Source organism: Asticcacaulis sp. EMRT-3, assembly GCF_030027245.1.
Taxonomy (GTDB): Bacteria; Pseudomonadota; Alphaproteobacteria; order Caulobacterales; family Caulobacteraceae; genus Asticcacaulis.
This window is the reverse complement of the sequence record NZ_JASERT010000001.1, coordinates 396,364-412,032: the sequence shown is the minus strand read 5'-3', so window position 1 is coordinate 412,032 and position 15,669 is coordinate 396,364. Positions and strand designations below refer to the sequence as shown.

16 protein-coding genes are annotated in these 15,669 nt (G+C 59.7%); 12 read left to right on the top strand and 4 right to left on the bottom strand.

Features of this window, described 5'->3' with window-relative positions:
- The first annotated feature begins 33 nt into the window (after nucleotides 1-33).
- Both QB905_RS02005 and QB905_RS02000 read left to right on the top strand, forming a co-directional pair.
- Complete coding sequence (locus tag QB905_RS02005; RefSeq protein WP_282972903.1) at nucleotides 34-1,170, top strand: GNAT family N-acetyltransferase; 1,137 nt, start codon at nucleotides 34-36, stop codon at nucleotides 1,168-1,170.
- A gap of 314 nt (nucleotides 1,171-1,484) precedes the next feature.
- Nucleotides 1,485-1,838, top strand: coding sequence for an Mpo1-like protein (locus QB905_RS02000; RefSeq protein ID WP_282972901.1), 354 nt, complete (start codon nucleotides 1,485-1,487; stop codon nucleotides 1,836-1,838).
- On the opposite strand, the gene galA is transcribed toward QB905_RS02000, so the two are convergent.
- Together galA and QB905_RS01990 are read right to left on the bottom strand one after the other, a co-directional pair.
- Nucleotides 1,828-4,272 (bottom strand): beta-galactosidase GalA, encoded by a 2,445-nt coding sequence (gene galA / locus QB905_RS01995; RefSeq protein WP_282972900.1) that lies wholly within the window; start codon nucleotides 4,270-4,272, stop codon nucleotides 1,828-1,830. The two genes, QB905_RS02000 and galA, sit on opposite strands and share 11 nt — an antisense overlap.
- Before the next feature lie 246 nt (nucleotides 4,273-4,518).
- Nucleotides 4,519-5,838, bottom strand: a complete 1,320-nt coding sequence (locus QB905_RS01990) for a peptidoglycan-binding domain-containing protein (RefSeq protein WP_282972899.1) — start codon at nucleotides 5,836-5,838, stop codon at nucleotides 4,519-4,521.
- Between the two features lie 212 nt (nucleotides 5,839-6,050).
- On the opposite strand from QB905_RS01990, the gene purB reads away from it, so the two are divergent.
- Together purB and QB905_RS01980 are read left to right on the top strand one after the other, a co-directional pair.
- Entirely contained in the window at nucleotides 6,051-7,355 is a 1,305-nt protein-coding gene (purB, locus tag QB905_RS01985; RefSeq protein ID WP_282972898.1) for an adenylosuccinate lyase, read from the top strand.
- Between the two features lie 123 nt (nucleotides 7,356-7,478).
- Nucleotides 7,479-8,159 (top strand): 2OG-Fe(II) oxygenase family protein, encoded by a 681-nt coding sequence (locus QB905_RS01980; RefSeq protein WP_282972897.1) that lies wholly within the window; start codon nucleotides 7,479-7,481, stop codon nucleotides 8,157-8,159.
- On the opposite strand, the gene QB905_RS01975 is transcribed toward QB905_RS01980, so the two are convergent.
- Together QB905_RS01975 and QB905_RS01970 are read right to left on the bottom strand one after the other, a co-directional pair.
- The gene (locus QB905_RS01975) at nucleotides 8,156-8,368 is read right to left on the bottom strand and encodes a hypothetical protein (RefSeq protein WP_282972896.1); all 213 of its coding nucleotides are present in this window, start codon (nucleotides 8,366-8,368) and stop codon (nucleotides 8,156-8,158) included. The two genes, QB905_RS01980 and QB905_RS01975, sit on opposite strands and share 4 nt — an antisense overlap.
- A gap of 4 nt (nucleotides 8,369-8,372) precedes the next feature.
- Nucleotides 8,373-8,699 carry a DUF1476 domain-containing protein gene (locus tag QB905_RS01970; RefSeq protein ID WP_282972895.1) on the bottom strand — a complete coding sequence of 109 codons (327 nt, stop codon included), beginning with the start codon at nucleotides 8,697-8,699 and terminating at the stop codon, nucleotides 8,373-8,375.
- Nucleotides 8,700-8,990: 291 nt separating this feature from the next.
- Between QB905_RS01970 and purC the strand changes: the two genes are divergently transcribed.
- The 8 genes from purC to grxD all read left to right on the top strand — a co-directional run bounded on the left by purC (nucleotide 8,991) and on the right by grxD (nucleotide 15,582).
- A complete protein-coding gene (gene purC / locus QB905_RS01965) occupies nucleotides 8,991-9,749 on the top strand; it encodes a phosphoribosylaminoimidazolesuccinocarboxamide synthase (RefSeq protein WP_282972894.1) in 759 nt (252 codons plus the stop codon).
- 55 nt (nucleotides 9,750-9,804) lie between these two features.
- Nucleotides 9,805-10,044 carry a phosphoribosylformylglycinamidine synthase subunit PurS gene (purS, locus tag QB905_RS01960; protein WP_282972893.1) on the top strand — a complete coding sequence of 80 codons (240 nt, stop codon included), beginning with the start codon at nucleotides 9,805-9,807 and terminating at the stop codon, nucleotides 10,042-10,044.
- A 1-nt stretch (nucleotide 10,045) separates the two neighbouring features.
- The gene (gene purQ, locus QB905_RS01955; protein WP_282972892.1) at nucleotides 10,046-10,723 is read left to right on the top strand and encodes a phosphoribosylformylglycinamidine synthase subunit PurQ; all 678 of its coding nucleotides are present in this window, start codon (nucleotides 10,046-10,048) and stop codon (nucleotides 10,721-10,723) included.
- Nucleotides 10,724-10,888: 165 nt separating this feature from the next.
- Nucleotides 10,889-11,170, top strand: a complete 282-nt coding sequence (locus QB905_RS01950; protein ID WP_282972891.1) for a BrnT family toxin — start codon at nucleotides 10,889-10,891, stop codon at nucleotides 11,168-11,170.
- Entirely contained in the window at nucleotides 11,151-11,435 is a 285-nt protein-coding gene (locus QB905_RS01945) for a BrnA antitoxin family protein (RefSeq protein ID WP_282972890.1), read from the top strand. Before QB905_RS01950 ends, QB905_RS01945 begins: the two co-directional genes overlap by 20 nt.
- A gap of 218 nt (nucleotides 11,436-11,653) precedes the next feature.
- Entirely contained in the window at nucleotides 11,654-13,876 is a 2,223-nt protein-coding gene (gene purL / locus QB905_RS01940; RefSeq protein WP_282972889.1) for a phosphoribosylformylglycinamidine synthase subunit PurL, read from the top strand.
- Between the two features lie 389 nt (nucleotides 13,877-14,265).
- Nucleotides 14,266-15,162, top strand: coding sequence for an aldo/keto reductase (locus QB905_RS01935; RefSeq protein WP_282972888.1), 897 nt, complete (start codon nucleotides 14,266-14,268; stop codon nucleotides 15,160-15,162).
- An 84-nt stretch (nucleotides 15,163-15,246) separates the two neighbouring features.
- On the top strand, nucleotides 15,247-15,582 hold the full coding sequence (gene grxD / locus QB905_RS01930; protein WP_282972887.1) for a Grx4 family monothiol glutaredoxin: 336 nt from the start codon (nucleotides 15,247-15,249) through the stop codon (nucleotides 15,580-15,582).
- Nucleotides 15,583-15,669 lie beyond the last annotated feature (87 nt).

Below are 15,669 nucleotides of genomic sequence, written 5' to 3'. Positions count from 1 at the left end.
GATTTTTATGCCCGCCAACCTATCTCATCCGTTATGAACACAGCTCTGAGCCTGACCCTGCACAACCGTATCGACGAGATCGGCGAAACTGTATGGGATGGTTTAAGAGACGACGATAACCCCTTTACATCATACGCCTTTCTGGAAGCACTTGAAGCGACGCATTGCGTTGATCAGCAAAGTGGCTGGCAGCCCGTGCATCTGTCGCTGAAGGATGAAGGCGGTGTGGTGCGCGGGGTCATGCCGCTCTATGTCAAATATCATTCGATGGGCGAATATGTCTTCGACCATGCCTGGGCGCGCGCCTATGAACAGGCGGGCGGCGATTATTATCCCAAGCTGCAAGGCGCCATCCCGTTCACGCCGGTGACCGGCCCGCGTCTTCTCTCGCCCGATCCGGAGGTGCGGCAGGCCCTGGCGCAGGCGGCGATCAAACTGTGTGACAGCAACACACTGTCTTCGCTGCACATCACCTTCCCGACGGAAGGCGAATGGCAGATGATGGGCGAGATGGGGATGCTGCTGCGGCAGGATCAGCAGTTCTGGTTCGATAATCCCGGTTATGCCAGCTTTGATGCGTTTCTGGCCCAGCTCTCTTCCAACCGCCGCAAGGTGATCCGACGTGAACGGCGCGATGTTCAGTCAATCGTTGATTTAAGGTGGGTGACCGGCGATGAGCTGAATGAGCGCCACATGGATCATATCTATGCCTTTATCGAAAGCACCTATGACCGCAAATGGGGCAGCCCCTATCTGACGCGCGCTTTCTTTTCGCGCATCCTGCATACGATGCGCGACCGCATCGCGCTTGTCTTCGCTTATCAGCATGGCGAGGCGGTGGCGGGCGCCATCAATTTCATCGGCAACGACACGTTATATGGCCGCCAGTGGGGTACGCTGATCGACGTGCCCTTTCTGCATTTCGAGGTCTGCTATTATCAGGCCATCGACTTCGCTATTGCGCGTGGCCTGAAGCGCGTTGAGGCGGGCACGCAGGGCGAGCATAAGCTGTCGCGTGGCTACCTGCCGCACCCCGTCTATTCGGCCCACTATATCCGCGACAAACGCCTGCGCATCCCCGTGGAACGCTTTCTGGCCGCCGAGCGCGAAGCGGTCAGCGAACAGATGGAGATGCTGGTGGCCGAGGCGTCGCCGTTTCGTAAAGCCTAGAGCAACGAGCGTTTAATTTGACTTACAAATTGAATGCGAGATGCGGAAAAACGTAAAATAAAGAGCGGATTGCATTCCTTTGACCGATTCAATCAGAATGCAGACCGCTCTAGCCACGAAAGGCACAAAAGACACGAAAATTCCGATGCTTATTCGGATCATTTTACACATGACATCATTACGCCTGCGGCGCTTTCGAACATAGATCCCAAAACACACAACTTGCGAAATCAAGCGCAAATTTTCGTGCTTTTCGTCGCTCATCCTTTTTTCTGATGCCGTGCTATAATGGCGAAGAAAGCAGGAGGCGCACCATGAGCGAGCGCTACAAGACCTATTCGGCCTTTTTCGATTTTTACCTGAGCGAGCACAGCCGTCCGCTGACCCGCGCCCTGCACTATATCGGCTCGACCTGCGGCGTGGCGGCGCTGATCATGACGATCCTGACGCGCCATCCCCTGTGGATTCTGGCCGGGCTGGCCGCCGGTTATGGTTGCGCCTGGGTCGGGCACTTTTTTGTCGAGCATAACCGGCCCGCCACCTTCAAATATCCGCTGTGGTCATTTATGGGCGATTACCACATGTATGTCCTGTGGCTGACCGGACGGCTCGGCAGACGGCGCGCCGTGGCTGCCGAGCACTTGGCTGATCCGCGCCTTACGCCGTAGGCTGATCAGCGATGTCGCCGGGGGCGCGCCACGGGGCGGTGAAGCCGCCGGGCGTCAGTTTGATCGCCACGCTGGCCGGTTTCAGCCCGTCTGCCGAGGCGGTCAGGGTCAGGCTGCCCGCCGCCGCGCCCGTCTGCACGATCACCTGCGCCAAACCGTTGAACAGCGAGCGCTGGCTGCCTTTTTCCGCTTCCAGCGAGGTCGGATCACCATTGCCAAGCCCGATGATCGCGCCGCCCGTCACCGTAAAATGAACCATGTCCTGCGCCAAAGGCACATTGCGGCCCTTGGCGTCGATGGCCTCGACCTTCACCGGCGTGGCGTCGCGGCCATTGGCGGTCAGGGCGTTGAGATCGGCCGTCAGCCGTAAAGCCACCGCCTTGCCGGTCGTCTCATGGCGCACCTTTGATACCAGCTTGCCGCCGTTAAAGCCGCGCGCCTCGATGAAACCCGGCGCGTAATCGACCGTCCAGTAATTCATGCGCAACCGGTCACCCTTTTGCTTGCCCGCCGACTGGCCATTGACGAACAGTTCCACCTCGTCGGCATTGGTGCAGGCCATGACGCGCACTTTTTCGCCCGCCTGCCAGTTCCAGTGCGGCACCAGATCGAGCTGCGGCGTGGCGTCGATCCACTGGGCGCGGTGGATATAGGCGGCGGCCTTATCAAAGCCGCACAGGTCAAGAATACCGAAATAGGATGAGTTGGACGGCCACAGAAAAGGCGTCGGCTCGCCGTGATAATCAAGCCCCGTCCAGACGAACTGGCCGCCGACATAGGGTCGCTCCACCACCGCCTGCCAGGCGTCGCGCTGGGTTTCGCCCCAACCCGCTGCCTCATCGTCATAGGAGGCCATGATGTGCCTGTCCTTGTCGGTCTTGTATTCGCCGCGCGTCATGAAGGCGGAGGTATCTTCCGACGAGAAGACCGGCTTTTCCGGGTGCGCCTTGTGGAACAGGTCGTACTTGTCCTGCTGGTAATTGATGCCGACCACATCGACCGCCTCGGCCACGCTGATCGCCGCGTCGAGGCCGCCGCTCATCGCCGCCGTGACCGGGCGCGTGGTATCGAGCGTCTTGACCGCCGCGCTCATGCGCCTGACCATCTCATAGCCCTGCTCGGTGGCCTGCATCGGCTCTTCGTTGAACACCGACCACAGATAGATGCTGGGGTGGTTGCGGTCGCGCCGCACCAGCCATTGCAACTGCGCTATATAGTCGGGCGAGGCGTCAAAATTACGGTTCTCGGCCATGACCAGAAAGCCCATCCGGTCGCAGGCGTGCATCAGATAGGTGTTCTGGGCGTTGTGCGAAAAGCGGATGGCGTTGCAGCCCAGCGATTTCAGCCGCTTCAGCCGGTAATCGATGACATTTTCCGGTATGGCCGTGCCAACGCCGGCATGATCCTGATGCAGGCACACGCCCTTGATCTTGACGTGCCGGTCATTGAGGAAGAAGCCCTGATCGGCGTCCCAGCGCGTTGTGCGGAAGCCGCAGGGCGTGGTGACGGCATCCAGCACGCGCCCGCCCTGCTCAACCCGCGTGGCGACGCTATACACCACCGGCGTTTCAGGCGACCACAGATCGGGCGCAAAACCAACCGGCAGGCTCATCCTTATCACGCTTTGACCCAATGGATCGCAGGCGGCCTGTGCGTTGATCGCGCCCATCACCTTGCCCGCCGGATCGCGCAATTCGCTGATCACCGACACCTGCGCCGTCTTCGTGCCAGAATTATTGAGCGTTACCTCGACCGGTATGATCCATGTGTCGCCGTCCTTCACCGGATTGGCGAAGACGCCGTCGGTGACGATATGCAGCGGGTCGCGCTTGACGATCCAGGCGTGACGGTAAAGCCCCGCCCCTTCGTACCACCAGCCCTCCATTGCCGTGGCGTCAACGCGGATGGCGAGCTGATTGGGCTTGTCGTAATAGACATAGGGCGTCAGGTCGATATAGGCCGAGGTATAGCCCGACCAGTTGCGATCCACCAGTATGCCGTTGAACCAGACAGTAGCGAAGGTGGCCATGCCGTCCAGTTGCAATTCGATATGTTTGCCGTGATCGGCCCCGGTAAACAAAAGCGTATTGCGATACCAGGCGTTGCCGCGCTTGCGGTATCCCTGAGCGGGCTGGGCGTCTTTATCAAACGGCTGGGCGCTGGCAAAATCGTGCGGCAGGGTGACTTGCGGCCATGCACTGTCATCATATTTGACGGCGGCCGCGCCCATCGCATTGCCTGCCTTGGAGGCATCATAGGCGTTGGTGATCGGCGGCATAGGAATGTCGCCTTCATGGAAACGCCAGCCCTTATCAAGCGACAAGACCTGACGCGGCGAAACGGCGGGCCTGACGGTCTGCGCCCTGGCCACACCGGCAAATCCGGCCACGAAAGCCGTGGCGCTGATGGTTTTGAAAAGTTCGCGGCGATTCATGCCCCTGCTCCTGTTATATGTATTTTGTCGGGAGTTATTCCAGGTTGCGATGACTGCGATTATCGCAACCTGGCAAGCGCGACTGCGCGCCCGAGCATATGCGAGGAGCCACGCGGCGTCTGAGCTACAAAAATGCTAATACCAACTTGCACAAAAATAGGCCTCCGGCCTGTGCAAGTTGATATTAGACATGGAAACGGCGCGTTTTGAAGCCCAAAACGCGCCGTCATCGCATATTTGTATGATTTAACGGTGGCGAAGGTCGATACCCAGCGCCTGCACGGCTTCCACCGACACCTGGCCCTGCGGCAGACCGCTGTCGGCCTGGAATTTCTGCATGGCCGAGACGGTTTGCGAACCGAGATGACCATCGATGGCGCCCGGCTGATAGCCCCTGGCCGCCAAAGCGCGCTGAATGGCCATCACCACCTGCGGCGTGGCATTCTTCGAGCACAGCACTTCGCGCCATACCGTTTTCGGCTGGCCCACCACGCGCTGGCGATCAACATCGCGGTAAACAGCCGGCACCTCATAGGATTCCGTATGCTCAGGCGTCACCACTTCGCGCACCTGACGATGCTCGACCACAGCCGGCACCACCTCCTCGATCTGATGTTCTGGCACATCGACCACGACGTGTTCGACCTGACGGGTGACAGCGGGCACCACGACATGGCGCACCGATTCCGGCGACACCTCGACGCGCGTCCGACGGTCGGCATATTCGCCTTGCGTCTGGTTCAGGCACCAGATGTCCTGAGCCGAGCCCTGCGCCAGATAATCGGCGGTCTGGCCATCGACCGGCACGGACTGCGAATCGTAACCGTCCTTGCCCGGCCATTGCAGCGTGCCGTCACGGCTATAGGCCACCGGCTGGTGATCATCGGGCGTCACCAGGGCCGCGCCTGTCGGGATGCCGGGGGCGCGCGTCCATTCCCGGCGGGCCGCCTTGACCATCACATGCTCAGTGCGGGTTTCGTATTGCGCTGGAATGCGCTCATCGTGTTCGCTGGCCGGAGTGATCACCTCGGTGACCATTTCGGTATGGGTGACGGCAGGTACAAGGCGGCGCACCGTATGTTCGGGCTGCACCACCACGTCTCTATCGACCATGCGCGACACTTCCGGCACGGTGCGGGTTTCAGTATGGGCTTCGGCCACCAGCACGTGCTCGCGGAAGTTCTCGACCTGAGGCGCGATCAAAAGGCGAGAATAGCATTGGCCCGGCACGGCGATCTTGCGCAGATCGGCCGGAATGGCGTGCCAGTTATCCGAGTTGGTCGGGCCATCGGGGCAATCGACGACCGGCGTGCCCTGCGCCCATACCTGGGCATCGCCTTCGCCATCCATGCCCGCCGACGACGAACCGGTCTGCACCACCTGCACCGTCTGGCGCGCCGTGACCTGCGAGCTTTGCGTGAAATCCGCCGACATCGGCACCACGACCGGACGGTCATGACGATCATGGGCGCTGGCGGGCAAGCCAAGGCTCAGCCCCATCAGGGCGATCACAGCGACATTAGATTCCAGAAACAGCTTTCGGGAATTCAGAAACAGCTTTTGCACGACAGGAAACCTCAGGCTTTTGGAAACGAACGGATCGCGTAAAATTAACCCTTTATAAACCTTTTAGCCAAGCCTTCACACCTGAAACGGGTAAATTAACCATATCCACACAGGCCGCGCGGCAAGAGGCGGCGTCTTTTAAGCTTGACATTGCGGCCCGCACTTTCCATTGCCAGCGCAAACCTCCCGTCACTGTCTAAAGGTATCCCGTCATGATCGCCCGTTACGCCCGTAAAGAAGCCGCCGCCATCTGGGACGCGGCGATGAAATACAGGATATGGTTCGAGATCGAGGCCCATGCCGCGACCAAGATGGCCGAACTGGGCGTCATCCCCAAAGAAGCCGCTGAAACCCTTTGGGAAAAGGGCAAGGACGCCGAATTCGACGCCGACCGGATCGACGAGATCGAACGCACGGTCAAGCACGATGTCATCGCCTTCCTGACCCATGTGTCCGAAATCGTCGGCCCCGAAGCGCGCTTCCTGCATCAGGGCATGACCTCATCGGACGTACTCGACACCTGCTTCGCCGTCCAGCTCCAGCGCTCCAGCGACCTGCTGATCGAGGATGTCGATCTGCTGCTGGCCGCCCTGAAAAAACGCGCGCTCGAACATAAATTCACCCCGATGGTCGGGCGTTCGCACGGCATCCATGCCGAGCCGGTGACGTTTGGCTTGAAACTGGCGGGCTATTACGCCGAGTTCACCCGCGCCCGTAAACGTCTGGTCACGGCACGCGAAGAAATCAGCACCTGCGCTATTTCCGGCGCGGTCGGCACCTTTGCCAATGTCTCGCCCGAAGTCGAAGCCTATGTGGCCGACAAGATGGGGCTGGCCGTCGAGCCCGTCTCGACTCAGGTGATCCCGCGCGACCGCCATGCCGCCTTCTTCGCCGCTCTGGGCGTGGTGGCGTCGAGCATCGAGCGTCTGGCGACAGAAATCCGCCATCTGCAACGCACCGAAGTGCTGGAGGTCGAGGAATTTTTCTCGGCGGGGCAAAAAGGCTCGTCGGCCATGCCGCACAAGCGCAATCCGGTGCTGACCGAAAACCTGACCGGCCTCGCCCGCCTTGTGCGCTCGGCTGTTGTGCCCGCGATGGAAGACGTGGCCCTGTGGCATGAGCGCGACATTTCGCACTCGTCCGTCGAACGCGGCATCGCGCCCGACGCCACCGTCCATCTCGATTTCGCCCTGCGCCGTCTGGCGGGCGTAATCGACAATCTGCTCATCTATCCGGACAATATGCAGAAGAATATCGACCGTCTCGGCGGTCTGGTGCATAGCCAGCGCGTCATGCTGGCCATGACGCAAAAGGGCATGTCGCGCGAGGACAGCTATTCCGCCGTGCAGCGCAATGCCATGAAGGTGTGGCGCGGCGAGGGCAATTTCCTCGACTTCCTGGCCGCCGACGAAGACGTGTCGAAGTTCTTCACCCGCGAACAGCTTGAGCCCTTCTTCAACCTCGACTACCACACCAAGCACGTCGATACGATTTTCGCACGGGTGTTTGGCGCGTAATTTTTAAGTAAGAACCCCCACCACCACGCCCATGAAGACTGGGCGCGGTCCCCCTCCCCACCAGAGGTGGGGAGGTATAGGATGATGGTGGGGGTTCTTGTTTCCTTTTTCGGGACGCGAACCATGCCTTTTGCCCTCAATACTGAGTTCGATTTCGACGGCTATGTCAGCCGTTTTGCCGGCAAGGGCCGCGTCCGTCTCGAAGGCGCGCTGGCTGAGGCCGATGCCCTGGCTGTACACCAGACGCTGGAACGCCAGACGCCGTGGGAATTGCAACTGGTCAGCGCCGAAGGCCGTCCCGAAGTTCTGTCGCGTCACGAACTCGACATGTTGTCGCCCGACATTATCCAGACCCGTTTGCAGGACGCCGCCACCCGCGCCCAGACCGGCCTTGCTTATTTGCGCCTCGGCCTCGACCTGATGAGCCACACCGAACCGGGTTTGCGCGATGTGAGCGATCTGTTGAAATCGGACGCCTTCGCGCAGTTTTGCGGCCAGTTGACCGGCCTGTCCGGGCTTGTCCTCACCCAGCTTGAAGCGGTCTGTTATCGCAATGGTGACTTCTTCACGCGCCATACCGATGCTTCGGCGCGCCTGTGTTTTGAATGGAATTTCACGCAAGGCTGGCGCTCCGACTGGGGCGGTCAGGTGCTGTTTCATGCCCCGTCAGGCGACATCGAAGGCGGCATCATGCCGCGCATGAACGATCTGGCGCTTTATGCTGGCGACCAGCCGCGCTCGATTGCCAGCGTGGCCCCCTATGCTGGCGGCCCGCGTTTTTCCATCAGTGGACGATTTGCTTAATTAGAGGCAGGCGGCGGCGGTGGCGGCGCGTCGATAGGCTGGGTCGGCAAGGTGCCTGTAGTCTTGACCGGAGCTTCACCCGGTGGCGGTGGCGGCGGGGCGTCGATGGATTGCGTCGGCAGGGGATCAAGTTCCGGCCGGGTGGTGGCGCAGGCCGATAAGAGAGCCAGTCCGCCCATCAGCACCAGACAGCATATCGCGCCCTTCATCCGTCTAATCTTTCAAAGAGGCGCGCGCCTGAGCCAGAAACTCCTCAGCCTTGCTGCGCACTTCGGATTCGCGCACGCGCAAGTTTGATGCGGTCAGATCGCCCAGCACCTTGCGAATCACGTCCTCTTCGGAGGGCTGTTCGCCGCCCGCCCGCACCACGGCCTCGGCATAGGATTCGCTGGAAGCGCCGTTCAGGCCCATTTTTTCGGCGGCCCATAAGGCCATCATGCGATTGCGCAGGGCCGCAGCCTGAAATTCCTGAGCGTCCAGGGCATCAGTCAGGGGATCGGAAGCTTGAAAACTGGATGACTGCTCGTTTGGTAATGACATGTCAGGAGAACCTCTTGGAGGTTTAGTTGTAATTCTCCTTGGCGATTTAGGCAACCGGAACCGTTCTTTATACGCCGTTTTCTTGACATACCGGCAGGCGGCTCAGCCTTGCGGCAAAAAAGCCATGAGCGGCACGATTTGTCGGACACGCGCACTGTACTTTTCATATGATTTTGTATATTTGCGGCGGCAACGCGCATCATCTGCCGGTGCGAGCCTGCAAACCCACGCTTCCCTTCGCCCTGCGCGCCCCTCGCGCCCTGCCGGAAGCTCATTTCGGGACATAAGTTCATGACCACCCGCCGCAAGAAGATTTACGAAGGCAAGGCCAAGATCCTTTACGAAGGCCCTGAGCCCGGCACGCTGGTGCAGTATTTCAAGGACGACGCCACCGCCTTCAACGGCGAAAAGAAGGCGCAGCTTGAAGGCAAGGGCGTCATCAATAACCGCATTTCCGAATTCGTCATGACCAAGCTGACCAATATCGGCGTGCAGAACCACTTCATCAAGCGCCTGAACCTGCGCGAGCAACTGATCCGCGAAGTCGAGATCATTCCGCTCGAAGTTGTGTGCCGCAATGTGGTGGCGGGCTCAATGGCCAAGCGTTTCGGCCTGCCGGAAGGGCAAGCCTTGCCGCGCTCGATCGTCGAATTCTACTATAAGAACGACGCGCTCAATGATCCGATGATTACCGAAGAGCACATCACGGCGTTCAACTGGGCCAATACCCAGGAGATCGACGATATTCTGGCCACCACCCTGCGCGTCAACGATTTCCTGTCGGGCATGTTCGCCGCCGTCGGCATTACGCTGGTCGATTTCAAGATCGAATATGGCCGCCTGTTCGAGGGCGAGTTCTCGCGCGTCATCCTGGCCGACGAAATCAGCCCCGATTCGTGTCGCCTGTGGGATTCCACCACCAATGAAAAGCTCGACAAGGATCGCTTCCGCCGCGACATGGGCAATGTGATCGAGAGCTACACCGAGGTCGCCAAGCGTCTCGGCATCATGGGCGATATGCCCCGAGTGATTGAAGGGGGCGCGCAGTGACCCGTTCAATCATGAAAAAAACAAAATGGGTGATTGAAGGGGGCATGAATTGACAATGAAAGCAAAAGTTCACGTTTTCCTGAAGCCCGGCGTTCTGGATGTGCAGGGCAAGGCCGTTGAAAACGCGCTGCATGGCCTGGGCTGGGACAGCGTCGCCAATGTCCGCGTCGGCAAGGTGCTGGAATTCGATCTGGCCGCCGATTCTGAGGACGCAGCCAGAACCGAGCTGAAAGCCATGTGTGAAAAGCTGCTGGCCAATACGGTCATCGAATCCTACAAGGTTGAGGTCGCGTAACATGACGTTTAAGGCAGCCGTTCTCGTCTTCCCCGGTTCCAATTGCGACCGCGACTGCAAGACGGCGGTGGAAACCACGGTGGGCGGTCACGTCGATATGGTGTGGCACGAAGAGAGCGCCCTGCCCGCCAATCTCGACCTGATCATCATTCCCGGCGGCTTTTCCTACGGCGATTACCTGCGCTGCGGCGCTATAGCCTCGCAATCGCCGGTGATGGCGGCGGTGAAGGCGCAGGCCGCGCGCGGCGTGTCGGTCTTAGGCATCTGCAACGGCTTCCAGACCCTGTGCGAAAGTGGCCTGCTGCCCGGCGCGCTTTTGCGTAATGAGGCGCTGAAATATATCTGCAAACCCATCGAACTGAAGATCGAGAACCGCCATACGCGCTTCACCAAAGCCTATGGCAGCCAAGCATCCATCTGGATGACGCAGGGCAATGCCGATGGGAACTTCTTCGCCGACGCCGATACGCTGAAACGCATCGAGGACAAGGATCAGGTGGTTTTCCGTTACGTCGAAAACCCCAATGGCTCGCAAAACGGCATTGCCGGTATCGTCAATGAAGCGGGCAATGTGCTGGGCATGATGCCCCACCCCGACCGGGCGTTCGAACCGGCGCTGGGCTCGGCAGACGGCGCGCCACTGTTCAGGAGTCTGGTTGGCGTGCTGCAAAGCGCCTGATCGTTCATCTCTGATGATAAAAAGCCGCTGCCCTCACGGGACAGCGGCTTTTTTATGCAGAATCTGTGGCCTGCCGACTGTCTGGCTGCCCTGATCGCCGAACCGTTACCTTGACAATTTGCAATTTTGTATATACAGTATGGTATATACGCAGGGGGTGAATTTTTGCTGTGGACGTGGGATGAGAAAAAGGCCGCTGCCAATCTGGTAAAACACAAGGTGCCGTTTGAATTGGCGGTGCAGGTGTTTACAGACCCGTTCCAACTCTCCGAGCCCGATCCGCATGAAGGCGAGGCGCGTTGGCGTACAATTGGCAGTCCCCTGCCGCATCATCCACTGCTATTGTTTGTTCTCCATACCGATAATGATAGCGAAGATGGCCGTATCATCAGCGCCCGCAAGGCGACACCGCATGAAAGGAAAGCCTATGAAAACGCGATCCGGTGAGACTCTGTCACCTGAGCTTCTGGACCATTTGAAAATTCTTGAAGCCATGCCTGACGACGCGATTGATACAAATGACATACCGGAAGTGAGCGACTGGTCCAGGGCCGAGCGCGGCAAGTTCTATCGCCCGGTCAAGAAACCTTATTCCTTACGTCTGGATGCCGATGTCGTGGCCTGGTTCAAGGCCTCCGGTGACGGCTATCAGACGCGGATCAACGCTGCCTTACGCGAATATGTACTCACCCACAGCAAAAAGAGCGCGTGAAACCGCCCTCGGCTCAACGTGAACAGCCTTGTTCAAGGCGTTGGACATGGGCAAACCCTGCTAAACTGAAAGCGTAGAGGTCAGCATAGGCGGCGGAATGCCCGGTAGCCACGACAGGGCGTGAAACGGTATAGTGACTGTGAAAAATGGTTCAATGATGAGCGTGAAGGCGCGTTTAATGGCTGACATCGACCCTTAAATCCCCTATATGCGCGGACATGAGCAGCACAGCCCCCGCCCCCCAAAAAAGCACTGAAAAGTCACTGGCCGACAAGGCCGCCGAATATGGCCTCAAACCTGAGGAATATCAGGTTATTCTCGACCGTCTTGGCCGTGAGCCCAATGATGTCGAGCTGGGCGTCTTTTCCGTCATGTGGTCGGAGCATTGCTCCTATAAATCCTCGCGCCTGCACCTGCGCAAATTCCCGGTGACCGGCCCGCGCGTCATCTGCGGCCCCGGCGAGAACGCTGGCGTCATCGATATTGATGACGGTCAGGCCTGCATCTTCAAGATGGAATCGCACAACCACCCGTCGTTCATCGAGCCCTATCAGGGCGCGGCCACCGGCGTCGGCGGCATTATGCGCGATGTCTTTACGATGGGCGCGCGCCCCGTGGCCCTGCTCAACGCCCTGCGTTTCGGCGAACCCGGCCATCCGAAGACGCGCCGCCTCGTCGAGGGCGTGGTGTCGGGTATCGGCGGTTACGGCAATTGCGTCGGCGTGCCGACCGTGGCGGGCGAAACCAATTTCCACGCCGGTTATAACGGCAATATCCTGGTCAATGCCATGTGCGTCGGCATTGCCGATGCCGACAAGATCTTCTATTCCGCCGCCCCCGAACCCGGCCTACCGGTCGTCTATTTCGGCTCGAAGACGGGCCGCGACGGCATTCACGGCGCCACCATGGCCAGCGTCGAGTTTTCCGAAGATTCGGAAGAAAAGCGCCCCACCGTGCAGGTCGGCGATCCGTTTGCTGAAAAGCTTTTGATCGAGGCCACGCTGGAGCTGATGGCTTCGGGTGCCGTGGCCGCCATTCAGGATATGGGCGCTGCGGGCCTGACCTCCAGTTCCGTGGAAATGGCGGGTAAGGGCGGGCTTGGCATCACGCTCAACCTCGACAAGGTGCCGCAGCGCGAAGAAAATATGTCGGCCTATGAGATGATGCTGTCGGAATCGCAGGAGCGGATGCTGGCCATCCTCAAGCCGGGCCGCGAGGAAGACGGCTATCGCATCTTCAAAAAATGGGGCCTCGACGCCGCCGTGATCGGCGAAACCAACACGTCTGGCCATATCGTGCTGACGCACAAGGGCGAGGTGGTCTGCGACCTGCCGCTGGGCCCGCTCAGCGACGACGCGCCGCTGTATGACCGCCCATGGGTCGAGCCGGTGACGCAGGCCCCCTATGGCGACACACCCGCTCACGATCTCAATGACGCCCTGCTGAAAATCATCTCCTGCCCCGATGAAGCCTCCAAGCGCTGGCTGTGGGAACAGTATGACCGTCACGTCATGGCCGATACCCTATCGGACAGTTCAACCGGCCACGATGCGGGCATGGTGCGTGTGCATGGCACGAAAAAGGCGCTGGCCGTCACCTCGGACTGCACGCCGCGCTATGTGCAGGCCGATCCTTACGAAGGCGGCAAGCAGGCCGTGGCCGAGGCGTGGCGCAACCTGACCGCCGTGGGTGCCGAGCCGATCGCCATCACCGACAATCTCAATTTCGGCAGCCCGGAAAAGCCCGAAACCATGGGCCAGATCGTGCGCGCCATCGATGGCATGGCCGAGGCCTGCCGCGCCCTCGATTTCCCGGTCGTTTCCGGCAATGTGTCGCTGTATAACGAAACCAATGGCGTCTCGATCCCACCCACGCCCACGGTCGGCGCGGTGGGGCTGCTGAAAGATTACGACCAGCGTGTCGGCTTCAACAAGGTGATCGCCGGACAGGTGCTGATCCTGATCGGCGAAACCAAAGGTGAAATGGGCTCGACGCTTTACCTGCGCGAAGTGTGCGGCATCGAGGCCGGTGCGCCGCCGAAGGTTGATCTCGACGCCGAAAAGGCCAATGGCACGCTGGTGCGCCGTCTGATCAAAACGGGCGTGGCGAAAGGCGTCCACGATCTTTCCGATGGCGGGCTTTTGTGCGCGGCTGTGGATGTGGTTCTGGCCTCGCAGATCGGCCTCAAGTTGAAAAACACCACCGACCTCGACGATCATGTGTTTGGCTTTGCCGAGGATCAGGCGCGTTATCTGATCGCGGTCGATGAGGCTTCGGCGCATCTGGTCATCGCCCAGGCGGCGGAAGCCGATGTGCCGGCGGCGGTGGTCGGCGTGGCGGGCGGCACGGATCTCAGCTTCTCGCATCTCAGCCTGAACCTTGAGCAGTTGCGTTCGGCGCATGAAGCCTGGCTGCCTAATTACATGGCCGGCAAGGCTTAAGGCGCGCCGATTCCGGTCAGTTGCCAGAGGGCGCTGATATAGAGGCCGCCCAGTCCGTGTTTGACATCGACGGTTTAAGGGCCATGACGATGGCAGGCCCGGCCCGGTTAAGCTTATCCATAGGCTTGCCTTGCGCTCCCTTTTTCCCGCGAAACTGCGGACACGACTATAGCGCAGGCCAAACCGGCTGCCAAATTGACCTCTTGGGACAGGTTTTAAACCTCTCTTAACCGGTTCGCCCGCAAGATTTGACATAAGTGTTAACCGCAACCCTGTATTCCTCAAAGCGTGTTATTTCAACGATTTCCATCAAAAGTTGCATCGGAATGCGATACCCGGCAAGCCTGAATTCAAGATGGCCCCATCTTCTCGTGGGAGCGCGCTGAGCTATGCGCTATCGCCCTTTCGGACGATCCGGCATCGCACTTTCGACGGTCGGCCTGCGCCTGTCGCAGGAACGGCTTGGTCAAAACCGCAACCTGATGCAGAAACTGGTGGTGGCGGCGCTCGAAAACGGCATCAATACCTATCATTTCGATTCTACCTCGCCTGAATTTCTGCGCATGGCGGCTGATGTGTTTGGCGTGGTCGAACGCAAGCTCCTGTTTATCAGCGTCAATGCCCATGATCCGGGCCAGGCCGCCGATTACAGCCTGGCGCCCCTGAAAGAACGCCTGCGCTCCGCGATCAAGGATTCAGGCCTGCACTGGCTCGATCTTCTGATGTTCGCCTCACCGGGCGCGCTGGATATTCCGCCCGAAAGCTTCGACTTCCTGAAAAGCCTGCAAAAGGCGCGTATGCTGCGCCATATCGGGGCGCGCGGGGCTACGGGCGATATTCCCGCCCTGATCGAAAGCGGCCGGTTCAGCGTCATCGAAACGAGCTTCGACATCGATTCAAGCTGGGACAAGCGCCGCCAGATCGACCGCGCCGTGCAGCATGAGATGAATGTCATCGCCTCCGACTTCTTTCCCGAAGCCTATCGCAAGGCCACGGATGTGGTGCCCAAGGCGGCGCGTGGTGGCTGGTTCGCCAAGCCGAAAAATCCTTTGGCCGGCATGGGCACGCATTCTTTCCTGCACCAGACGGCCGACTGGACGCCCGAAGCCCTGTGCCTCGGCTACGCCCTGTCGCAACCCACCCTGTCCTGCGTCTTCATCGACGCCGATACGCCCGAACAGGTCGAGGCCCTGGCCGAGGTGCCCGAACGCCACCTGCCCTCCTCAGTGCCCGCCCAGATCGAGATGGCGCGCTTCAACGAACCGCTGGCCAATAGCGGACGCTGACGGAACAGGGGGGCTGGATTTAGCCCCGCCCCTATCCTATATGCAGGGCAATAGTCATTTTATCCTTTGCAAGGAGCGTTCCGCGTGAGCAGCGAATCCGACGTTAACAGCTTTATCGACAGCACCATCAAGGGCCATGATGTGGTTCTGTTCATGAAGGGCACCCCCGAACAGCCGCGCTGCGGCTTCTCCGGTCTGGTGGTGCAGGTGCTCGATCATCTGGGTGCTGAATATATTGGCGTCGATGTGCTCCAGGACGCCGATCTGCGCGAAGGCATCAAGGCTTTCAGCGACTGGCCGACCATTCCGCAACTCTATATCAAGGGCGAATTCATCGGCGGTGCCGACATCGTGCGCGAAATGTTCCAGTCGGGCGAACTGAAGACCGCGCTCACCGAACAGGGCGTGATCAGCGCCTGATCGGCAGTTGCCATTCCAGCAATAGAAAAACCCCGGAAGCCTGAGCTTCCGGGGTTTTTATTGTAGCTAATACCAAGTTGCGATGAC